Annotated in this window: 19 protein-coding genes and 1 tRNA gene; 10 read left to right on the forward strand and 10 right to left on the reverse strand. The window is 72.0% G+C overall.

The window, feature by feature from the left end:
* Nucleotides 1-92 precede the first annotated feature (92 nt).
* The gene (locus DCI01S_RS07800) at nucleotides 93-905 is read right to left on the reverse strand and encodes an Rv1486c family protein (RefSeq protein ID WP_061228696.1); all 813 of its coding nucleotides are present in this window, start codon (nucleotides 903-905) and stop codon (nucleotides 93-95) included.
* A 76-nt stretch (nucleotides 906-981) separates the two neighbouring features.
* On the opposite strand from DCI01S_RS07800, the gene DCI01S_RS07805 reads away from it, so the two are divergent.
* Nucleotides 982-1794 carry a DUF3097 domain-containing protein gene (locus DCI01S_RS07805; RefSeq protein ID WP_061228697.1) on the forward strand — a complete coding sequence of 271 codons (813 nt, stop codon included), beginning with the start codon at nucleotides 982-984 and terminating at the stop codon, nucleotides 1792-1794.
* On the opposite strand, the gene DCI01S_RS07810 is transcribed toward DCI01S_RS07805, so the two are convergent.
* Nucleotides 1778-2413 (reverse strand): TVP38/TMEM64 family protein, encoded by a 636-nt coding sequence (locus DCI01S_RS07810; protein WP_244881680.1) that lies wholly within the window; start codon nucleotides 2411-2413, stop codon nucleotides 1778-1780. The two genes, DCI01S_RS07805 and DCI01S_RS07810, sit on opposite strands and share 17 nt — an antisense overlap.
* A gap of 256 nt (nucleotides 2414-2669) precedes the next feature.
* Between DCI01S_RS07810 and DCI01S_RS07815 the strand changes: the two genes are divergently transcribed.
* The 3 genes from DCI01S_RS07815 to meaB all read left to right on the forward strand — a co-directional run bounded on the left by DCI01S_RS07815 (nucleotide 2670) and on the right by meaB (nucleotide 7800).
* Nucleotides 2670-4415, forward strand: a complete 1746-nt coding sequence (locus DCI01S_RS07815; RefSeq protein WP_244881684.1) for a methylmalonyl-CoA mutase family protein — start codon at nucleotides 2670-2672, stop codon at nucleotides 4413-4415.
* A gap of 1 nt (nucleotide 4416) precedes the next feature.
* Complete coding sequence (gene scpA / locus DCI01S_RS07820) at nucleotides 4417-6690, forward strand: methylmalonyl-CoA mutase (RefSeq protein ID WP_061228700.1); 2274 nt, start codon at nucleotides 4417-4419, stop codon at nucleotides 6688-6690.
* 63 nt (nucleotides 6691-6753) lie between these two features.
* A complete protein-coding gene (gene meaB / locus DCI01S_RS07825) occupies nucleotides 6754-7800 on the forward strand; it encodes a methylmalonyl Co-A mutase-associated GTPase MeaB (RefSeq protein ID WP_239550205.1) in 1047 nt (348 codons plus the stop codon).
* Nucleotides 7801-7812: 12 nt separating this feature from the next.
* Here the strand turns inward: meaB and DCI01S_RS07830 are convergent, their stop codons facing one another.
* Complete coding sequence (locus tag DCI01S_RS07830; protein WP_061228701.1) at nucleotides 7813-9180, reverse strand: acyltransferase family protein; 1368 nt, start codon at nucleotides 9178-9180, stop codon at nucleotides 7813-7815.
* A gap of 170 nt (nucleotides 9181-9350) precedes the next feature.
* Between DCI01S_RS07830 and DCI01S_RS07835 the strand changes: the two genes are divergently transcribed.
* Complete coding sequence (locus DCI01S_RS07835; protein ID WP_061228702.1) at nucleotides 9351-10397, forward strand: NAD(P)/FAD-dependent oxidoreductase; 1047 nt, start codon at nucleotides 9351-9353, stop codon at nucleotides 10395-10397.
* Here the strand turns inward: DCI01S_RS07835 and DCI01S_RS07840 are convergent.
* From DCI01S_RS07840 to DCI01S_RS07860, 5 genes are all read right to left on the reverse strand, one after another.
* A complete protein-coding gene (locus tag DCI01S_RS07840; RefSeq protein ID WP_061228703.1) occupies nucleotides 10394-11425 on the reverse strand; it encodes a nucleoside hydrolase in 1032 nt (343 codons plus the stop codon). The genes DCI01S_RS07835 and DCI01S_RS07840 overlap by 4 nt on opposite strands.
* A complete protein-coding gene (locus DCI01S_RS07845) occupies nucleotides 11422-11931 on the reverse strand; it encodes a mycothiol transferase (protein ID WP_061228704.1) in 510 nt (169 codons plus the stop codon). Before DCI01S_RS07845 ends, DCI01S_RS07840 begins: the two co-directional genes overlap by 4 nt.
* Nucleotides 11925-13403, reverse strand: a complete 1479-nt coding sequence (locus DCI01S_RS07850; protein ID WP_061228705.1) for an SDR family NAD(P)-dependent oxidoreductase — start codon at nucleotides 13401-13403, stop codon at nucleotides 11925-11927. Before DCI01S_RS07850 ends, DCI01S_RS07845 begins: the two co-directional genes overlap by 7 nt.
* Before the next feature lie 34 nt (nucleotides 13404-13437).
* On the reverse strand, nucleotides 13438-14160 hold the full coding sequence (locus DCI01S_RS07855) for a hypothetical protein (protein WP_061228706.1): 723 nt from the start codon (nucleotides 14158-14160) through the stop codon (nucleotides 13438-13440).
* Between the two features lie 80 nt (nucleotides 14161-14240).
* Nucleotides 14241-14326, reverse strand: a tRNA-Leu gene (locus DCI01S_RS07860).
* A gap of 187 nt (nucleotides 14327-14513) precedes the next feature.
* Between DCI01S_RS07860 and DCI01S_RS07865 the strand changes: the two genes are divergently transcribed.
* Entirely contained in the window at nucleotides 14514-15056 is a 543-nt protein-coding gene (locus DCI01S_RS07865; RefSeq protein ID WP_061228707.1) for a YbhB/YbcL family Raf kinase inhibitor-like protein, read from the forward strand.
* A gap of 46 nt (nucleotides 15057-15102) precedes the next feature.
* Here DCI01S_RS07865 and DCI01S_RS07870 read toward each other — a convergent pair whose 3' ends face one another.
* Both DCI01S_RS07870 and DCI01S_RS07875 read right to left on the reverse strand, forming a co-directional pair.
* Nucleotides 15103-16170, reverse strand: a complete 1068-nt coding sequence (locus tag DCI01S_RS07870; RefSeq protein WP_061228708.1) for a quinone-dependent dihydroorotate dehydrogenase — start codon at nucleotides 16168-16170, stop codon at nucleotides 15103-15105.
* 35 nt (nucleotides 16171-16205) lie between these two features.
* Nucleotides 16206-17237, reverse strand: a complete 1032-nt coding sequence (locus DCI01S_RS07875; protein WP_061228709.1) for a YncE family protein — start codon at nucleotides 17235-17237, stop codon at nucleotides 16206-16208.
* A gap of 171 nt (nucleotides 17238-17408) precedes the next feature.
* Here DCI01S_RS07875 and DCI01S_RS07880 point away from each other — a divergent pair, with 171 nt between their 5' ends.
* The 4 genes from DCI01S_RS07880 to DCI01S_RS07895 are packed head-to-tail and all read left to right on the forward strand — an operon-like array spanning nucleotide 17409 to nucleotide 20399.
* The gene (locus DCI01S_RS07880) at nucleotides 17409-18254 is read left to right on the forward strand and encodes an undecaprenyl-diphosphate phosphatase (protein ID WP_061228752.1); all 846 of its coding nucleotides are present in this window, start codon (nucleotides 17409-17411) and stop codon (nucleotides 18252-18254) included.
* A gap of 33 nt (nucleotides 18255-18287) precedes the next feature.
* Complete coding sequence (locus DCI01S_RS07885) at nucleotides 18288-18992, forward strand: histidine phosphatase family protein (RefSeq protein ID WP_061228710.1); 705 nt, start codon at nucleotides 18288-18290, stop codon at nucleotides 18990-18992.
* 40 nt (nucleotides 18993-19032) lie between these two features.
* Complete coding sequence (locus DCI01S_RS07890; RefSeq protein ID WP_061228711.1) at nucleotides 19033-19620, forward strand: Rv2134c family protein; 588 nt, start codon at nucleotides 19033-19035, stop codon at nucleotides 19618-19620.
* Complete coding sequence (locus tag DCI01S_RS07895; protein WP_061228712.1) at nucleotides 19617-20399, forward strand: Rv2133c family protein; 783 nt, start codon at nucleotides 19617-19619, stop codon at nucleotides 20397-20399. Before DCI01S_RS07890 ends, DCI01S_RS07895 begins: the two co-directional genes overlap by 4 nt.
* Nucleotide 20400 lies beyond the last annotated feature (1 nt).

Genomic DNA, 20400 nt, shown 5'->3' on the forward strand with positions numbered 1-20400 from the left:
GTTTGCTTGGTCGCTTTCACACCTCACACGGAGGTCTTCCTCATGTCAGCCCGCCATGCCGACCGGTGACGCAACGTCCGTGGTCAGTACAACTAGCGCGCCCGGAGAGCGGCGTCGCCGGCCGCGGCCACGGCGGACCGTCGCGCCGCGTCCTTGACCGCGATCAGGCGCCGGAGCACCGGTTCGCGCGCGGCCGGGTCCGCGCCTACGTCCGGCTGGTCCAGGGCGACGGCGATAATGGCCTCGACCCGGTCGATCCGGTCGACGAGCTCCACCACCCGCGGGGGGAGCCCGGCGGGCAACCGCGTCACGTGGCCGTGGATGTCGACCTGCGCTGTCGGTCCGGTCCGCAGCGCGGTCCGTTCGATGAGTTCGGCGGCGTCCATGACAGCGCGACCGAGCTCGGCCAACGCCTCCGACGGGCCCGCCGGTTGGGGTGCCACCGGACAGTCGAGCACCCCGCGCGCCCGCCAGCGCAGCACGTCCGGATGGGGCTGGACACCAGTCAGGCACACCGCCTCGCGTGAGGCGGGGTCGCGGATGAGCACGCCCCAGCCGGCGTCTGCCACGTCCGCCCGGACCGAAGGGATCGGGGGCAGGCTGGACGAGTCACCGGGCGCGGCCGTGAGCAGGGACAGGACCTCGGGTGCCGGGTGCTCACGGCCGGCGCGCCGCAGCGTGGTGACCAGGTCCGGCAGCAGGCCCGTGGGACCGCCGGCGGGGGAGAGCCCGTCCAGCATCCGCACCGGCTCGCCGACGATGTCGAGCAGATGGGACCCGGCGAGACCGGAGACATACCCGGCCAGTTCGTCGAAGGGTTGATCCGCCCACGCGGTCCGGAGCAGGTGGAGGGGCAACGGCCACGCCGGGGACAGCACGGAGTCACGGGTGAGGGGTCGGGACATGACGATCGATCTTACCGACGGTGCGCCGCCGGTACCGCCGGCACGACTGCGGCTACGGTGTCTGGCCATGGCAGACATGTACGGCTCCGACATCCTGTCCGGGACGGCGCGGCGCCGCCGCCCGGAGGTCCCCGTCGTCGACGCCGAGCGGGACCTGGTGGTGGAGGACGCCGAGTCCGGGTTCTGCGGCGCGGTGGTGGGTTTCGACCGGAGTTACGACGGCGAGTTCGTCAAACTCGAGGACCGGCACGGTCGGGTCCGCCTCTTCGCGATGACGCCCTCGGCCTTCCTCATCGACGGCTCACCGGTGACCCTGCGCAAGCCGGTCCCGGCCGCCCGTCGCGGGCCCGCGGTCACGGCCTCCGGGTCGCGGAAGGTAGAAGGCCTGCGCGCCCGCACGGCCCGGGCGGGCCGCATCTGGGTGGAGGGCATCCACGACGCTGCTCTGGTCGAGAAGATCTGGGGCCACGACCTCCGGGTCGAGGGTGTCGTCGTGGAGCCGCTCCACGGCATCGATGACCTGGCCGCGCTGGTCGCCGAGTTCGGACCCACACCCTCGGCGCGCCTCGGAGTGCTCGTGGACCATCTGGTCGAGGGCAGCAAGGAGTCGAGGATCGTCGCCGGCCTGGGCGAGAACGTTCTTGTCACCGGCCACCCGTACGTCGACATCTGGCAGGCGGTGAAGCCGTCCGCGGTGGGCATCCGCGAGTGGCCGGTGGTGCCACGCGGCGAGGACTGGAAGACGGGCATCTGCCGGCGACTGGGCTGGGGCGAGCCCGCCGATGGATTCCGTCGGGTACTGGCGGCGGTAAGTTCCTACCGTGACGTCGAGCCGGCGCTGCTCGGCGCGGTGGAGCGGCTGGTCGATTTCGTCACGGAGCCGGCCTGACCGGCAACCGGGCGTCGAGCACCATCCCGGCGAGTCCGACGGCGGCGAACCCGACCGTGGCCCACAGTGCGGCCGCACCATCGCCGGACGTGAGCGAGTCGCCCAGCAGGACCGCGGCGACGGTTCCCGGGGCGCTACCGATCACCGTGGCCGCGATGAACTGCGGGTAGGGGATCGAGGTGAGGGCGGCGGCGTAGTTCACCACCGAGAACGGCGCGGCCGGCACCAGTCGCAGGCTCCCCACGGACAACCACCCGCGTCGACGGAGTCGGGCGTCCACGGCGGCCACGCGGGGGTGCGCCCGCAGCGCGGCCGTCCGTTCGTGACCGAGCCGCCGCACCGCGACGAACGCCAGTGCCGCCGCGACGCCGGTGGCGACCAGGGAACAGGGGATCGCCACGGCCGGGGTGAACAACACGGCCGCCGAATAGGTGAAGGTCGAACGCGGGATCGGCGCGACGGTGACGACGGCGTAGGCGGCGAAGAACGCCGCGGCGAACCACGGCCCGAACTGCGCGGCCCACTCGCGCAGTTGCTCGAGGCCCGGCGTCGGCACGAAGGTAGCGACCAGCACGACGAGCGCCACGGCCCCCACCCACGCGATCACCCGTCCCCGCACGCGGGCGACTGTAGTCCACGCGTACCGGCCAACCCGTCCGGCGTGCGGGCGGACGCCTTCCCCCGCGTGCGGGCCAGCGGGTATTGCCGCGTTCCCTCTGCGAACAGGGCTCGGCTAGAGTCCGACAGTGACCCCCTTCACTCCACACGAGAACGAGGTACCGGTGACCAGTCCGACCACAGGTCCTGACCTTCACTCCTGGTACGCCTCTGTGGGAGCCGTCCTCGCGAAGGCCGCCCGCAAGGATCCCGCCGACATGCCGGTGGACGCGTGGCGCGCCCTCGTGGCCACCACCCGGGACGGCATCGAGATCAACCCGCTCTACACCCGGGTCGACGAGATCGCGGAACGCCCCGCACCGGGGCGGTTCCCGTTCGTCCGCGGCGGGGACCGGTCGGGCCTGCCCGACAGCGGCTGGCACGTCAGCGCCCGCGTGGAGGCGACGGGGGAGGCCTCCGAGGTCAACGACGAGGTCCTGGATCTGCTGGGCCAAGGGGTCTCGGCGCTCTGGCTGTCCGTGCCCGCCGCCGACCTCGCGAGGGTCCTCAAGGACGTCTACCTCGATCTGGCCCCGGTCACCTTCGACTCGGGAGCCGGCCTCGAGGAGGTCGCCGGCGCGTTCCTGGACCTGCTCGACCAGCGCCGTTCGGCCGGCGACGGGGTCGCCGACCGTGCCGCGGTCATCGCCGACCTGGGCGCCGCGCCGGTCACCGCCGCTTACGCCGGTACCGACTCGATCGGGCTCGAGGCCGCGGTCGCACTCGCCGCCCGGATGTCCGAGCGCGAGGAGACCATCCGGACCTTCGTCGCCGACGGAACGGTCTTCCACGACAAGGGTGCCGGCGACGCCCAGGAGCTGGCCTACGCGGTGGCCGCCGGGCTCGAGTACGTGCGCGCGCTCGTCTCGGCGGGCGTGCCCGCCGCGGCCGCGCTGCGCCAGATCTCGTTCCGGTTGTCCGCGACCGACGACCAGTTCACGTCGATCGCCAAGTTCCGCGCCGGCCGCCTCATGTGGGCCCGCGTCGCCGAACTGCTGGACGCCCCCGAGTCGGGCGGCGCACCGCAGCACGCCGTGACCTCCGCCGCCATGATGTCGCGCCGCGACCCGTGGGTGAACATGCTGCGCACGACGCTCGCCGCGTTCGGCGCCGGCGTCGGCGGCGCCACCTCCGTGACGGTCCTGCCCTTCGACGCCTCCGTGCCCGGCGGGCTCGAGAGCACCTCCCGCTCGTTCGCCGAGCGCATGGCCCGCAACACCCAGCTCCTGCTCCTCGAGGAGGCCCACCTCGGCCACGTCGTGGACCCCGCGGGCGGCTCCTGGTACGTCGAGTCGCTCACCGACTCCCTCGCGGACGCCGCGTGGTCGGCCCTCCAGACCGTGGAGGCCGAGGGCGGCCTGGTCGCGGCGATCGAGTCGGGGACCGTGCGGGCGGCCATCGCCCGGGTCCGCGAGGCCCGCGACAACGACATCGCGCGCCGCGCGGCGCCCATCACTGGCGTGTCCGAGTTCCCTAACCTGGCCGAGCCGCCGCTCGACGCCTCCCGCCGTGGCGGCGACGACTACCGGTACGGCCGCGCGTTCGAGGATCTGCGTGACCGCTCCGACGCGCACCTGGAGGCGACCGGATCCCGGCCGACCGTCCTCCTGGCGGGCCTGGGCCCGCAGGCCGAGACGACGCCGCGCGTGACGTTCGTGGCCAACCTGCTCGCCGCCGGCGGCATCGAGGCGCGCAACCCGGGTGTCACCGAGGCCGGCCAGTACGCCACCGCCCGCGAGGGTGAGGACATCGCCGTGCTCTGCGGCGCCGACAAGCGCTACGCCACCGAGGGGGAGGCCGCCGTGCGCGCACTCCGCGACGCGGGCGTGTCGACCGTCTACCTCGCCGGGGCCGAGAAGGGCTTCCCGGTGGGCGCCACCGACCGCCCGGACGGCTACCTGGCGCTCGGCATCGACGCCGTCGCCGCCCTGACCACCCTCCTCGACCAGCTGGGAGTGAAGTGATATGACGACCTTCCCCGATTTCAGCACCGCCTCCCTCCGCGACACCGACGGCCCCGACGCCCGGGCCGCCTCCGTGGCGGTCGAGGACGGCATCGCCTCCGACGCGCACTGGGAGACGCCCGAGGGTATCGACGTCAAGCGCGTCTACACCAAGGCCGACCGTGACGCCGTCGAGGCCGGCACCGCCCCGACCGGCGACGGCGAGAAGATCACCCCCTTCCCGTTGGACACCGTGCCCGGTGCGGCTCCGTTCCTCCGCGGGCCGTACCCGTCGATGTACGTGAACCAGCCGTGGACCATCCGCCAGTACGCCGGCTTCTCCACCGCTGCCGAGTCCAACGCCTTCTACCGCCGCAACCTCGCCGCCGGGCAGAAGGGCCTGTCCGTGGCGTTCGACCTCGCCACCCACCGCGGTTACGACTCCGACCACCCGCGCGTGGCCGGTGACGTGGGCATGGCCGGCGTGGCGATCGACTCCATCCTCGATATGCGGGAGCTGTTCGACGGCATCGACCTCTCGTCGGTGTCGGTGTCGATGACCATGAACGGTGCGGTCCTCCCGATCCTGGCGTTCTACGTGGTCGCGGCCGAGGAGCAGGGGGTGACGCCGGAGCAGCTCGCTGGGACCATCCAGAACGACATCCTCAAGGAGTTCATGGTCCGCAACACCTACATCTACCCGCCCAAGCCGTCCATGCGGATCATCTCGGACATCTTCGCCTACACCTCCCAGAAGATGCCGCGCTTCAACTCCATCTCGATCTCCGGGTACCACATCCAGGAGGCGGGGGCGACGGCCGATCTCGAGTTGGCGTACACGCTGGCCGACGGTGTCGAGTACCTACGTGCCGGCCTGGACGCGGGCCTGGACATCGACAAGTTCGCACCGCGGTTGTCGTTCTTCTGGGCGATCGGCATGAACTTCTCCATGGAGATCGCCAAGCTGCGCGCCGGACGTCTGCTGTGGAGTGAGCTCGTCGAGAAGTTCGGTCCGAAGAACCCCAAGTCCAAGTCGCTGCGGACCCACTCTCAGACCTCGGGCTGGTCGCTGACGGCCCAGGACGTGTTCAACAACGTCGCCCGCACCTGCATCGAGGCCATGGCATCCACGCAGGGCCACACGCAGTCGCTGCACACCAACGCTCTCGACGAGGCGCTCGCGCTGCCGACCGACTTCTCGGCGCGAATCGCCCGCAACACCCAGCTGCTGCTGCAGCAGGAGTCGGGCACCACCCGCCCGATCGACCCGTGGGCAGGTTCGTACTACATCGAGTGGCTCACGGCGCAGCTCGCCGACAAGGCCCGGCTCCACCTGCTGGAGATCGAGGAGGCCGGCGGCATGGCGCAGGCCATCGGCGAGGGCATCCCCAAGCTGCGCATCGAGGAGGCCGCGGCCCGCACGCAGGCGCGCATCGACTCCGGCCGCCAGCCGGTCATCGGCGTGAACAAGTACGTCGTCACCGAGGACCAGGAGATCGAGGTCCTCAAGGTCGACAACTCGCGCGTGCGCTCCGAGCAGCTCGCCAAGCTGGAGAAGCTGCGGGCCGAGCGCGACGAGGACGCCTGCCAGGCCGCCCTCGCCCGACTGACGGAGGCCGCCTCCGGTGGCCCCAGCAGCGACCTGGAGAACAACCTCCTCGCGCTGGCCATCGACGCCGCCCGGGCCCACGCCAGCATCGGTGAGATCTCCGACGCGCTGGAGAAGGTCTACGGTCGTCACAAGGCCGAGATCAAGACCCTGTCCGGTGTGTACCGGCAGGAGGTCACCAAGGAGGGCGCCGTGGACAACGTCACCCGGGCCATGCGGATGGCCGATGCGTTCGCCGAGCAGGACGGGCGCCGCCCGCGGATCCTGCTGGCCAAGATGGGCCAGGACGGTCACGACCGCGGCCAGAAGGTCGTCGGTACCGCGTTCGCCGACCTCGGCTTCGACGTGGACATGGGTCCGCTGTTCCAGACGCCGGAGGAGGTGGCCCAGCAGGCCGCCGACGCCGACGTCCACGTGGTGGGCGTGTCCTCGCTCGCGGCCGGGCACCTCACGCTCGTGCCGGCGCTGCGTTCGGCTCTGGCCGAGGTGGGCCGCGAGGACATCATGGTCACCGTCGGCGGCGTGATCCCTCCCGGCGACTTCCAGGAGCTCTACGACGCCGGTGCCGCCGCGATCTACCCGCCCGGCACGGTCATCGCCGAGGCCGCGATCGGGCTGCTCGACACCCTCGCCGGCGAGCTCGGCTACGACCTGTCGTCGGCGGCCACCGACGCCACGGAGGCCTGATCGGACGTGACACGGCTCGGCTCGGGACCTGATCCGGCGGGTTCGGGGAACCCCCTGGGCGCCATGTCCACCACGGCGGGCACCGGCGCCCCGCGGGGTCCGGTGCCCAGGTCGACCGGGCCGCGCCCCCGCCGCGAGATCGACGTCGACGCGCTGCTCGAGGGAGTGCTGGAGGACCGGCGGCCCGTGCTGGCCCGCGCGATCACCCTGCTCGAGTCCACCAATCCGGCCCACCGGGAGAAGGCCCAGCAGCTGCTCCTCGGCGCCCTGCCGCACGCCGGCGGGGCGTTGCGGATCGGCATCACCGGGGTGCCGGGAGTCGGCAAGTCGACGTTCATCGAGTCCCTCGGCCTCTATCTGGTGGAGCAGGGCCACAAGGTGGCGGTCCTCGCCGTCGACCCCTCCTCCACGCGTACCGGTGGCTCGATCCTCGGCGACAAGACCCGCATGGCCACTCTCTCCACCGAGCCGCGGGCCTACATCCGGCCCTCGCCGACCTCCGGCACGCTCGGCGGCGTCGCGAAGGCGACGCGGGAGACGATGGTCCTGCTCGAAGCCGCCGGTTTCGACGTCATCCTCGTCGAGACCGTCGGCGTGGGCCAGTCCGAGGTGACCGTGGCCGGCATGGTCGACTGCTTCACCTTCCTCACTCTCGCGCGGACGGGTGATCAGCTGCAGGGCATCAAGAAGGGCGTCCTCGAGCTCGCGGACGTGGTGGCCGTGAACAAGGCCGACGGGCCGCACGTGAAGGACGCCCAGCGGGCCGCCCGCGAGCTGGGGGCCGCGCTGCGCCTGGTCAGGCCGGCCGATGCGGTGTGGAAGGTGCCCGTCCTGACGATGTCCGGCCTCGAGGGCGAGGGCCTCGACGGCTTCTGGGACGCGGTCCGCAAGCACCAGCAGACGATGGCCGAGATCGGCGAGGTCGAGGCGCGTCGCGCCCGCCAGCAGGTCGACTGGACCTGGTCGATGGTGCACGAGACGCTCATGGCACGCCTGGCCGCGGATCCCGACGTCAAGAGGGTGGCGCCCGAGGTCGAGCAGCAGGTCCGCGACGGCACGCTCACGGCGGCACTGGCCGCACAGGCGATCATCGACGCCTTCGATTCCTGAGCGCTCCCGCACCTAGCGGCGTTCGATGATCCTGCGCGCGGGCTCCTCCAGGAAACGGTGACTCGCGGCACCGGCCGCCAGTGAACCCGCAACCGTGACCGGCCAGATGACCGCCATGCGCGGCGCCCACAGCGGAGTGCGGGTGAGGGGGAACGCGGCGTGCAGCACGAGTTGGTGCCACAGGAAGATCCCGTACGACCAGGTACCGACCTTCTGCAGCGGAGCCGATTCCAGCACGGGGAACCGTGTGCCCTCCGGCGCCAGGACGACAGGGGCCAGGACGAGGAACGCCATCGTGCCCGCCAGCCCGGTGCGGGCGGCGAACTCGAGCGGCCCCGGATGGACGAAGCCCTCGGAGAACCACGCCGGCACGGTGGTGACGACCAGCGCCGCCCCACCGGCGATCCACCAGCCCCAGCGCGCGAGTCGATCGCGGCAGGCCCGGACGAGCGTGCCCTCGGGCGCGGTGACGATCTCGGCCAGCAGCATCCCGGCGGCGAACCACGCGGTGAACGACGGCGGGAGGATCTGCACGTTGACATCGGTCGGCAGGAGGCCGAGCGCGTGCCACGGGATCACGGGGAATACCAGACCGGACGCGCCGAACGCGGCGATGGCCGGGATCCTCCACTTCGCGGCGTCGCCGCGCAGGCCCCTCAGCGCGGTCCACAGCAGCGGGAACGCGAGGTAGTACGCCATCTCCACCGCGAGCGACCATGCATGGGTGAGGCCGGCGACGAGGAAGTTCGACGTGTAGATCTGCGTGAGGGTCAGGTTGGCGATCCACGAGGCGGGCCCGTTGACGTGGTTCTGCTTGAGCAGCAGCATCGCGGCGGCGACCAGCACGGCGTAGGCCGGCATGATCCGCACGAGCCGCGAGCGCAGGTACTCGCGTGTGGGCCTCGCCGTTCCCGGCCTGTCCCGGCGGGCGTGATCGGCGTGCGCACGCCACAACAGGAAACCGGACTTGGCGAAAAAGACCGCGACGGCCAGGTCGAGACGGCCGAACAGTCTCTTGATCGGCGTGCCGGTGGACGACCGCGTGACGAACGCGACGTGCGTGGTGAGCACGCCGACGGCAGCGAGACCGCGAATTCCCTCGAGGGCCGGGACGAAGCCCTTGGCGCCAGCCGGAGGGCGTATCGCGCCGCCCGGGCCCGGGGTCCGCGGGGTGCGTCCCGCACGCGCAGAGCCGGACCCCGCGGCCGCGACCGGTGTCGTGGTGTCGGCCGGGTGGACGGAACCAGGGGTCGCGGCGCCCGGACCCGCCATCGTGAACACCGGCCGGCCCGCCCGACGACGCGCGGCCGCCCACACCGCGGCGCGAGCGGCCACCGCTCCGCCCGCGGCGACGATCAGGGCGGCAGCGACAGACCTCATGGACTCTCCCAAAGCGGTGACAGGGGACGACGATACGTGTCCGGGCCCTACGGGGCCGTCGGACATCCGGTGGAGCCTAGCACCGGTTCTAGTCCCATCAGCCGCGTACGCGGGGGCCGCCCACCGTTTTCCGTAGGGTGGCTTCACCGGACGCCCGCGAGAGGACAGCCATGAACGACGCCCACACCGGCACCCTGCCCCCGTCCCTGAGAGAGCCGGTTCCCGAATCGGTCGACGTCCTCGTCATAGGTGGAGGCCCAGCCGGGCTGTCCGCCGCGACGTGGGTGGGCCGATACCAGCGATCGACCCTGCTCGTCGACGCGGGCCACCAGCGCAACCTCGCCGCCACGGAGATCCACGGCATGCTCGGCACCGGGCCCACGACGCCCGCAGAATTCTATGCAGACATCCACGAGGGCCTCGAACGGTATCCGACCGTCCGCCGGGTCGACGGCATCGTCGCCGATCTGGAGAAGGAATCCGACGAGAGGTTCGTCGCCCACATCACCCAGGCGAGAACCTCGAACGGTCGCGCGGACGACACGATCACCGTCATCGCCAAGCGGATCATCCTCGCCACAGGCGTACGCGACCGGCTGCCCGAGCTCGCCGGGATCGACGACCACTACGGGAAAGACGTGCACCACTGCCCGGCCTGCGACGGCCTCACCGCCGCGAACCAGCGCATCATCGTGCTGGGCGTCGGCGCGCACGTGCCCGCGTACGCCTCGGAGCTACTCGACTGGGCGTCCGAGGTCGTCATCGTCACCGAGAGCGACGCCGACCCCGCCTTCGACGATGACCAGCGCGCCGCCTGCGCCGAACACAACATCGAGGTGGTCGACGGCGTCGCCCGCGAGCTGGTCGGCGCCCCCGGCGCGCTGGAGGGCGTGCGCCTCGACGACGGGAGGGTGATCGAGGGGTCGAAGGTGTTCTTCTCCTACGCACACCACCCGACCAACGAACTCGCGGAGGCTCTGGGCTGCGAGATGGACGAACACGGGGGCCTCATAGTCAACTCGCTGCAGCTGACGAACGTGGGCGGGGTGTACGCGGCCGGCGACATCGTGACCGGCCTGCAGCTCGTGCCGATCGCCGTGGGCACCGGCGCGGCGGCCGGGGTGGCGTGCGCGACCTCGCTGCGCGGGCACGCCACCGAGGAGTGCGTCCCCGACCCGGCGCCCCCGACCCGCAACTTCACACGGCCGGGGAACTAGCCCGGACGCCCGACTCGGTCAGGCCAGCCCGGGGAGGCCGCCAGCGAGCTTATGGCAGCGCAGATCTCGTCCAGGATCGCGTCCGGCCCGCCCGGCACCAGGACGTCGATCGCGATCGCCGCGTTCTCGACCCTCCCGCGCTGACCACGCACGTCCGCGACCGTCATCCCGCGCGTGTACTCACCGGTGCACTCGACCCGCACGTGCGCGGGCTCGGACACCTCGGATCCCGGGTGCAGCGCGAGCCAGGCGACCAGCGGATCGTGCACCTGCGCCAGGTAACCCTCGCCGACGGACTCATGGAACTCGAAGTAGAACCGCAGCGCGTCCACCAGCGCGCGGGTCAGCGGCGTGTCGGCGGCGGCGAGCAGCACCCGCGAGCGCTCTGGCGTCCACACGGCCCGCTCCGTGAGGTTCAGGCCGCACCACAGCGGGGCGACGACAGCGGTGTCGGCGGCCCGCGCATCCTCCCACACCCGGCAGATCCGATCGGCGGCCTCCGGGTCCACGTCGACATTCCACTCGCTGACCGGGGTGGTGTTGCCCGGGTGCCCGCGGAACGTCCCACCCATCACGACCAGGCGCGCCAACAGACCGGGGAGCGCCGGGTCGAGCGCCACCGCCCGGGCCAGGCTGGACGAGGGACCGGTCACGATCCCCACCAGCTCACCCGGATGTGCGCGCGCCAGCTCCACCCAGAGGCGGGCGCCGTCGCGGGCGTCGACCGCCCTCGTCGTCGTCAGTTCCGCGTGCCCCGCCCCGCGGGGGCCGTGCGTCTCGGGGGTCAGCACGTGGGGGACGGCGATCGGGCCGGGCGCCCCGGCGGCAACCGGGATCGCCGGTGCGCCCGCGAGGTCCAGCCACGCCAGGGCGTTGGCGACGGTGTCCTCGAGTCCCACGTTGCCGGCCGTGCACACCACGCCGGTCAGGTCGATCCGCCCGGCTCGGTGCTCGGCCACCAGGTAGGCGATCGCCAGCGCGTCGTCTATGCCCGGGTCGCAGTCGAGCAGGACCGGCAGGGGGCTCACCGCGAGGGGCCCCGCGAGGCCAGCACGTCGCGCGTCACCTGCAGCTGGCCGGTGTGGGCGGCGACCTCGTGGAGGATGTGTGCCATCACCCAGTCCGGGGTGAAGGTCCCCGCCGCGCGAGCGCGGCCGACGTCGACAGTGGTGCCGGCGGGATCGGCGAGGTCCCCGCGAACGACCGCCGCGGCGAGCCAGCCGGGCAACCGGTCGATGAGCGCGGCGAGGCGGTCGAGTTCGGGCTCCACCGGGCCGGCGAAATCGAACTCCGCCTCGCGGTCGCGGGAGATGCTCTCGCCGCCGAGGCACGCCGCACCCCACGAGGTCACCACCCCGCACACGTGATGGACGAGCGCGGCGGCGGAATTGGTGGGCCACCCGGAGCCCGCGGGCGTCGGCCGGGTGTGCACCAGGGTGTCCGGACCGTCACCGCCGAGGTCGGCCACGGCAGCGCGGATAGTCGGAAGCAGGTCCTCGGTCAGGATCAGGTGGACGGCGTCGACGCTCACCACGGGCTCGGCTCGAAGTCCTTGAGGAAGCAACCGTAGATGTCCTCGCCGGCCTCGCCGCGCACGATCGGGTCCACCACGCGGGCAGCGCCGTCGACCAGGTCCAGCGGGGCGTGAAAGCCCTCCTCGTGGAGGCGGACCTTGGTCACGTGCGGGCGCTCGTCGGTGATCCAGCCGGTGTCCACGGCCGTCATGAGGATTCCGTGCTCGGTGAACATCTCCTCCGCGGAGGTGCGGGTGAGCATGTTGAGGCCCGCCTTGGCCATGTTGGTGTGCGGGTGCCCGGCGCCCTTGTAGCGGCGCGAGAACTGACCCTCCATCGCCGAGACGTTGACGACGTACTTGCGCCGCGCGTTCGACGCCGCCATCGCGGGGCGAAGCCGGGAGACGAGGATGAACGGCGCCACCGAGTTGCACAGCTGCACCTCGAGCATCTCCATCGGCTCCACCTGCTCGACGGTCGCCACCCAGCTGTTGTGGTCCACCACGTCCGGCAGCAGCCCGCCGGCGTCGATGGCCGTGCCCGCGGCCATCCGCTCGAGGGACGATGACCCGGCCTGTAGCGCGAGGGTCGCGATGTGGTCGGCCTCGCGCTCGGCCTCCTCGGACCCGATGAGGGCGGACTCGCCACCCATGAGTGCGGCGGGGTGCAGCTCGGAGGTGCGGCCCATGGTGACCATGGGGATGTTCGCGGCGCGGCCGGTGATCGGGGCGGACTCGCCGTCCACCAGGCCCGAGTAGGAACCGGGGGAGCGGCGCACCGTCTGGGCGGCATTGTTGATGAGGATGTCGAGCGGACCGGCGGCGGCGACCTCGTCGGCCAGCGCCACCACCTGCGCGGGGTCGCGCAGATCCACGCCGATCACGTGGACGCGGTCCGCCCAGTCGGTGTAGTCGTCCATCGACGCGAAGCGGCGCACGGCGTCGCGCGGGAAGCGGGTGGTGATGGTGACGTCGGCGCCCGCGCGCAGCAGCATGAGAGCGATGTACATACCGATCTTGGCGCGGCCGCCTGTGAGCAGGGCGCGACGTCCGGTGAGGTCCATGTGCGGGTCGCGCTTGGCGCGGTTCACTGCCGCACAGGCCGGGCACAGCTGGTGGTAGAAGGCGTCGACCTGGGTGTAGAGCTGCTTGCACACGTAGCAGGCGACCGCGCGCTGCAGGTGGCCGGCGACGGCGCCCGGCGTGTTGGAGACCAGACGGATACCGGCGGTCTCGTCGTCGATGCGCGTGGGGGAGCCGGTGGCGGTGGCCTCGATGACGGCCTTGTCCGCCTCCTGGCGGGCGCGACGCACCTCGGCGCGGCGGGCCTTCTTGAGGAGCTTGAACATGTGGCCCACCGACCGCTGCACCCGGATCGAGTCGGGATGGTCCTCGCCGAGTTCCGCGGCCCGGTCGAGGACACGCAGACACGTCTCGAGGTCGTCGGGGTCGATGCCGTCCGCGGGAGTACCTTCTGGGTTGGTGCCGGTCACGACAGATACGGTACGACGACTAGGTGGTCAGCCCCTAAACCGTCCGCCCCCGCAGGGTGCACGCGTCACCGGCGCGCAGACCGGTCAACACGTCCTCCACCGCCCGCAGGTGCTCGTCTCGCACGGAGAGCGCCGGCTGCCGGGGCGGGCCGTAGCGGGCGGCGTAGGCGTCGGACACGAGCTGGGCGTGGGCCTCCACCGGCAGAGCGTCCCGCTGCGCCGGGTGGACGTCCCCACCGGGCGAGTCGGCCGTCGTCGTGTCGAGCGCGGCCCGCCAGTCGTACGCGCGGCGCCCGAGCCGGATCTGCTCACCTAGAGCCCGCACGACGTACCGGGGGCCGAGGAAACGCCCCTGCCAGATGTGGACCAGTTCGTGCACCAGGGTCGGGGTGGCCCGCGGGCGGACGGACCCGTCGAGGCCCGCGATGCCGACGACACCGGGATCGGCGCCGAGGTAGATGAGCCCGGGGAGCGCGAACGCACGCGGGTGCGGGATCCCGGGGACGTGCCCGCGCCGGATCGTGACGACGGCGGGATCGACGGTTCCGGCGAAGAACGCGCGGAGGTCGTCGCGGACCGCGGGCGGCAGATCGAGCGGCGGCGGGGCCAGTCCGAGGGCGTCGAGCCGGCGGTCGGCCGCACGGGCGATGGCGCCCAGCGCACGGCCCAGCGCGTCCGCGATCGCGGCGGCCGCGAGGCGCTGGCGGAGTCGGTCGATGAGTTCCTGCCGGGCGGCGGGTACCGGCGTCCGGGACATCTGACGGAACCTTCCCGTGAAACGAGAGCGGGCCCCGGTTCCTCGCGGATCCGGGGCCCTTCTACTGTCTCGACACAGTGTGCGCGAGGGGGGACTTGAACCCCCACGTCCGTTAATAGGACACTAGCACCTCAAGCTAGCGCGTCTGCCATTCCGCCACTCGCGCTCGCACACTGGCTGCCTCCGCCGGTTCTCGTCCGGCTTGGCCGTGCGAGGAATGACACTAGCCGATGCCCGGACCCGGGACCAAATCGCGGTCCCGCCGCGGGGCGCGCGGCGCGGTCATCGCTGGTAAACAGGGACGTGACCGGATGGAGGATCACTCCACACCGTCCGATTCCAGGAGGAGAACGATGACCCAGTTCCGCGTGCCCGACCCGTATGCCGCCCTTCCGGACCTACCCGCCCTGGAGGTGACCAGCGAGTCGTTCGGCGAGGGCGCCACGCTGTCGGCCGCGCAGCTCGGCGGGAAGATGGGCGTCGAGGGCGGCCAGGACATGTCGCCCCAGGTGAGCTGGAGCGCCGGCCCGGAGGGCACCAGGACGTACGTGGTGACCGTGTTCGATCCGGACGCGCCCACCGCGTCGGGCTTCTGGCACTGGTCGGTGGCCAACATCCCCGCGGACATCACGTCACTGCCCGAGGGGGCGTGCACGGGTGATGACACCTCGGGGCTGCCGGAGGGCGCCGTCGTGGTGCGCAACGACGCGGGCTTCAAGGGCTTCGTGGGCGCGGCCCCGCCGGAGGGGCACGGCCCGCACCGCTACATCCTCGCCGTCCACGCGGTGGGCGACGAGATCGACCTGGGCGACGACGCCTCGTGTGCGTTCGTCGGGTTCAACCTGTTCGGTCAGGGCCTGGCCCGCGGGACCGTGACGGGCATCTACGAGCAGTAGAAGGCCCCGGGCGGTGCGCCCGGGGTCCGGAGGTCGACTCCGCGGCTCAGCGCACCGCCGAGCCGACCGCCTCCGCCAGCGTGCCGAACCCGCCCTGGCGGAGGCGCCTGGCCACCAGGCGGTTGGTGCCGCGCACGAGCGAGGGGCCGGTGAAGATGAACCCGGTGTAGGTCTGCACGAGGTGCGCCCCGTGGGTGATGCGGTCCCACACGTCCTCGGGGGTCTCGATGCCGCCGACCGAGATGATTACCAGGCGTCCCCCCGCGCGCGCGTGGATCCGGGAGAGAACCTCACGGGAGCGCGCGGCCACCGGGGCGCCGGAGATGCCGCCCGCCCCCAGGGCCTCGACGTGCGCGGGGGGCGTACGCAGACCCTGCCGGGAGATGGTGGTGTTGGTGGCGACGATGCCGGCCAGCCCCAGGTCGAGCACCAGGTCGGTGACCGCGTCGATGTCGGCGTCGTCCAGGTCGGGGGCGATCTTGACGAGGACGGGGATCGTCGCCACGTCGCGGACGGCGGCGAGGATCGGGCGCAGCGACTCGACGGCCTGCAGGTCACGCAGGCCGGGGGTGTTGGGGGAACTGACGTTGACGACGAGGTAGTCGGCAAGGCCGGTGAGCATCGTCGCCGAGGCCACGTAGTCACGGACCGCGTCCTCCGCGGGCACCACCTTGGTCTTACCGATGTTGATCCCCACCGGATCGCTACTGCGGCGCCGCCGGAGGTTGTTGGCCGCGTTGCCCGCGCCGTGATTGTTGAAGCCCATCCGGTTGAGGATCGCCCGGTCCTCGACGAGCCGGAACAGACGCGGGGTCGGGTTGCCCGGCTGGGGCGACGCGGTCACCGTGCCGACCTCGCTGAAACCGAATCCGATGGCGCCCCACGAGTCGACGGCGGCGGCGTTCTTGTCGAACCCGGCCGCGAGCCCCAGCGGGCCGGGGAAGGTGCGACCGAGGACCTCCTGGGCGAGCACGGGGTCGCGCACCCCCAGCACCCGCCGCACGACGGCGCCTAGGGGCGGCACCAGGGTCAGCAGCTTGAGCAGGCCGAACACGAGGTGGTGGATCCGCTCCGCGGGAAAGCGGAACAGCACCTTCTTGAGCAGTGCGTACACGGTCCTCCTCGATGGGACGTGGGTCGTCGGTGCGATCAGCTCACCGGCTCGGTGAGGGTCGGACGGAGGAGGTGCAGCCCTGCGCCGTCGGCGGACCCGACCACCACGGTGCCGGAATCCGTGACCGCCAGGGAATCCGGCTGGCGGACCGTCGGGATGTCCGCCCGCAGGATCCCCACGCCGTCGCCGAGATCGTACGCCTGGATGGTGTTCGTTCCCGTGGAGGCGACCCACACGACCTGCCTGGTCGGGTCCTCGGCCACCGCCCACGGGGCCGGGGCGACGGGAAACTGTTGGTGCAGCCGGACGGGCGAGGTGGAGTAGACCAGCAGCGTGCCGCCGACGGTGTCACTGGCGATCACGGAGCCTTCACCCAGCTCGTCGAGGAGCCCAGCGCCCTTGCCCGCGCGCAGGAGCGGTCCGGCGTGGTCCGCCTCGAGGTCGATGCTGGCGATCACGGTGTCCGGTCGACTCAGGGCGGTGACGGACCCGTCGCCGGAGACGCTGATCTCGTCGACCGACGTCAGCCCGTCGATGCGGTGCTGTTCCGCGCCGTCGGCGTCGCGCACGACGATCTCGCCGTCGGGGGTTCCCGTCAGCAGGCGCCCGTCGAGGGTGAGGGCGGCGGCCGAGACCGGCCCGAGACCCGAGAGTTCACGAACGCCACCGTCGGGGGAGACCAACACGACCCCGTCACCGTGCGGGACCACGACGGTCCCGTCGTGCGCGGCCGAGGCGACCCCGGCCCCGGCCGGCAGGGGCACGGAATCCTCCGCGCTCCAGCTGGTGCCGTCGACCCGGCCCAGCTCGAGCGACGGCGGGTTCTCGACCTGCGCGGCCACCCGGTCGCCCGTGGCGACCAGGGAGCGGACCGACCCGGGCACCGGGATGGTCTCACCCCCTGCCGGGTCGGAGACCTGTGGGGATTCGGCGGGGGCCGCGTTGCCCTGGGCGACACGGTCCTGCTCCTCGAGCTCGCTCGTGGGCGAGGAGCAGGCGGTCAGACCGATCGCGACAGCGATGAGGACGGCGGGCACGCCGGAACGGCGGAGGACACGTCGGTGCACGATGTTCCTTTCGACTGCCCGCCATTGTCCACCACCCGGGTCCGGGGTCCCCGTCCAGGTCCGGGCGACTACTCTCGCGGCGTGCCGTGACGCGACCGCGTCCGAGCCGCAGGCTGCCGAGAGGAAACCGCACACGTGAACACATCGGTCCTCGCCCAGGGCGTGGAGGGGATGTCCTGGCTCCAGGTCGTCGTCCTGTCCGTTCTCCAGGGACTCACCGAATTCCTGCCCGTGTCCTCGTCCGGGCACCTGAGGATCTTCTCGACGTGGTTCTTCGGTGAGGACGCCGGCGCGTCGTTCACCGCCGTCGTTCAGCTCGGCACCGAGCTGGCCGTCCTGGTCTTCTTCTTCAAGGACATCGTCCGCATCCTGGTGGCGTGGTTCCGCGGCGTGGTCGACTCGTCCCGGCGGGACGACCCGGACTACCGGCTCGGATGGTTCGTCATCGTGGGGTCGATCCCGATCGCGATCATCGGGTTCGTAGGCAAGGACTTCATCCGGGACGCCGCCCGCAACCTGTGGATCACCGCGATCGTACTCATCGTGTTCTCGTTCGTGTTCCTCGCCGCCGAGAGGTTCGGCAGGCAGGACCGGGCGGTCGACGCCAAGTCGCTCGAGGGACTGTCGATGAAGGACGCGATCGTCATGGGCCTGGCCCAGTGCCTGGCACTCATCCCAGGCGTCAGCCGCTCGGGGGGCACCATCTCGGCCGGTCTCTTCCTCAACATGTCGCGCGAGGCCGCGGCCCGGTTCTCCTTCCTCCTGGCGATCCCCGCCGTACTCGCCTCCGGGCTCTTCAGCCTCCCCGACGCGTTCGACCCCGGCACCGGCCAGGCCGCGACCGGGTGGCAGCTCCTCATCGGCACGGCCATCGCGTTCGTCATCGGTTACGCCGCCATCGCCTGGTTCCTGAAGTTCGTCCAGAACCACTCGCTGGGCTGGTTCGCCGGCTACCGGATCCTCCTGGGCGCCCTGGTGATGATCCTGCTCGGCACCGGCACCATCCCCGCGACCTGACCGCACCGGCCGGGGCGTCGGTAACCTGCCGGTATGACCGTCATCCTGCTCCGGCACGGCCGCTCCACCGCCAACACCGCGCTCACCCTGGCCGGCCGCACCCCGGGCGTCGGGCTCGACGAGACGGGTCACGCCCAGGCGCGGGATCTCTGCCGTCGACTGGAGGGCCTGCCCGTCGAGGCCGTCGTCCGGTCGCCGCTGATGCGGTGCCGGCAGACCGTCGAGCCGCTCGCCGAACAGTTCGGGGTGGAACCGGAGCTCGAGGAGGACCTCGTGGAAGTGGACTACGGGACCTGGACCGGCCGCCCCCTCAAGGACCTGGCCTCCGAGCACATGTGGTCCGTGGTGCAGCAGCACCCGTCGTCCGCGGTCTTCCCGGAGGGGGAGTCGCTCGCCGGGATGGCCGGCAGATCGGTGACGGCCATCCGCGGACACGATCGGAGGCTCGCCGAAGGGGCCGGCCGCGACGTGCTGTGGGTCGCGTGCAGCCACGGTGACGTCATCAAGGCCGTGCTCGCCGACGCGTACGGGATGCATCTGGACCAGTTCCAGCGGATCGTCGTCGAACCCGCCTCGATGTCGGTCGTGCGCTACACACCCCACCGACCGTTCGTCCTCCGGGTCAACGACACCGGCGGCGACCTGGCCAGCCTGCGGGGGGAGCCGGCCGGCCAGGTCGGTGAGCCGACGCCCGGCCACGCCAGCTCGGACGCGGTGCCCGGCGGGAACGTACCCTGATGATCCGCAGCACCATCGAGCACCCGAGGAGACGACCGGCATGAGCAGGGCAGTCCACGAGTTCCGCGATCCGGCCCGGTTCGTGGTGGGCACGGTCGGCCAGCCGGGCGAACGCGTCTTCTTCGTCCAGGCCACCGAGGCGGGCCGGACGATCTCCGTCCGCTGCGAGAAGCAGCAGGCCCAGATCCTGTCCGAGCGGATGGGCGACCTGCTCGACGAGATCGCGGCCAAGTCCGACATCCCCGTGCCCCCGGCCGGAGGGGACGTCGACGACCTCGATCCGCTCGAGATGCCGGTCGACGCGGAGTTCCAGGTCGGCACCATGGGCCTCGGCTGGGACGGCGAGCGCAATCAGATCGTCGTGGAGCTGCTGGCGATGGACCCGTCGGCCACGGACGAGTCGGTGGTGCTGTCGGACGCCGAGGACGCCCCGGACGCCCTGCGGGTGTTCCTCACCCCGCAGCGTGCCCGCCAGTTCGTCCTGCGCAGCGAGCGCGTGGTCTCCGCGGGCCGGGCGCCGTGCCCGCTGTGCGGCGAGCCGATCGACACCACCGGTCACCTGTGTGTCCGCCTCAACGGGTACCTGCCGCGGTCGGGGGAGGCGCTCACCGACCTCATCGACCCGTGACCGACCGTCCGGCGGGCCCCGAGCTCACCGTCCTGTCCCGGATCCCGTCCGGAAGCAACGCGGTCTACCACTGCGTCGACGAGCGGGGCGACAGCTGGGTGTACAAGCCGTCGGCGGGGGAGCGCCCGCTGATGGACTTCCCCGACGGCAGTCTCGCGGCGCGGGAGATCGCCGCCTACGCCGTGTCCGAGGCGTCGGGCTGGGGCCTGGTACCGGAGACGGTCGCGGCTCACGGCCCGGGCGGGCCGGGCATGGCGCAGCGGTGGATCGAGGAGGTCGACCGGGAACACGCACCCGGTCACGACCCGGTCGACGTCCACCCGGCCGACGCGGTGCCGCACGGCCGTGCCGTGGTGCTGCGCGGCGAGGGTTCCCGCGGTGAGGACGTGGTGGTCGCCCACGTCACCGACGGCCGGCTGCGCCGGATCGCGGTGTTCGACCACATGGTGAACAACGCCGACCGCAAGGGCGGGCACGTCCTGGTCGACGCCGCGGGGGTGGTGTGGGCGATCGATCACGGTCTGTCGTTCCACACCGATCCCAAGCTGCGCACCGTCCTGTGGGGGTGGGCGGGCCAGCCCCTGGACGGTGACGAGGTCGAGGGCCTCGAGCTCGTCCGTCGCGGCCTGGAGGCGGGTGGGGAGCTGCGGCGCACCCTCTCCGACCTGCTGTCCGACGCCGAGATCGCGGCGCTGTGCGAGCGTGTCGACACCTTGCTGGCGAGTCGGACGTTCCCCGTCCCGGGGCCGGGCTACCCGTTACCCTGGCCGCTCTTCTGAC

This window comes from Dietzia cinnamea NBRC 102147 (assembly GCF_001571065.1).
Taxonomy (GTDB): domain Bacteria; phylum Actinomycetota; class Actinomycetes; order Mycobacteriales; family Mycobacteriaceae; genus Dietzia; species Dietzia cinnamea.

Excerpts from the sequence above, each read along its gene's own strand:
- DCI01S_RS07880 (WP_061228752.1), top strand. The coding sequence starts at position 17,409 with ATGTCCTGGCTCCAGGTCGTCGTCCTGTCCGTTCTCCAGGGACTCACC.
- DCI01S_RS07830 (WP_061228701.1), bottom strand. The coding sequence starts at position 9,180 with ATGAGGTCTGTCGCTGCCGCCCTGATCGTCGCCGCGGGCGGAGCGGTG.
- scpA (WP_061228700.1), top strand. The coding sequence starts at position 4,417 with ATGACGACCTTCCCCGATTTCAGCACCGCCTCCCTCCGCGACACCGAC.
- DCI01S_RS07885 (WP_061228710.1), top strand. The coding sequence starts at position 18,288 with ATGACCGTCATCCTGCTCCGGCACGGCCGCTCCACCGCCAACACCGCG.
- DCI01S_RS07835 (WP_061228702.1), top strand. The coding sequence starts at position 9,351 with ATGAACGACGCCCACACCGGCACCCTGCCCCCGTCCCTGAGAGAGCCG.
- DCI01S_RS07855 (WP_061228706.1), bottom strand. The coding sequence starts at position 14,160 with ATGTCCCGGACGCCGGTACCCGCCGCCCGGCAGGAACTCATCGACCGA.
- DCI01S_RS07805 (WP_061228697.1), top strand. The coding sequence starts at position 982 with ATGTACGGCTCCGACATCCTGTCCGGGACGGCGCGGCGCCGCCGCCCG.
- DCI01S_RS07865 (WP_061228707.1), top strand. The coding sequence starts at position 14,514 with ATGACCCAGTTCCGCGTGCCCGACCCGTATGCCGCCCTTCCGGACCTA.
- DCI01S_RS07815 (WP_244881684.1), top strand. The coding sequence starts at position 2,670 with ATGCCGGTGGACGCGTGGCGCGCCCTCGTGGCCACCACCCGGGACGGC.
- DCI01S_RS07890 (WP_061228711.1), top strand. The coding sequence starts at position 19,033 with ATGAGCAGGGCAGTCCACGAGTTCCGCGATCCGGCCCGGTTCGTGGTG.
- DCI01S_RS07800 (WP_061228696.1), bottom strand. The coding sequence starts at position 905 with ATGTCCCGACCCCTCACCCGTGACTCCGTGCTGTCCCCGGCGTGGCCG.
- meaB (WP_239550205.1), top strand. The coding sequence starts at position 6,754 with ATGTCCACCACGGCGGGCACCGGCGCCCCGCGGGGTCCGGTGCCCAGG.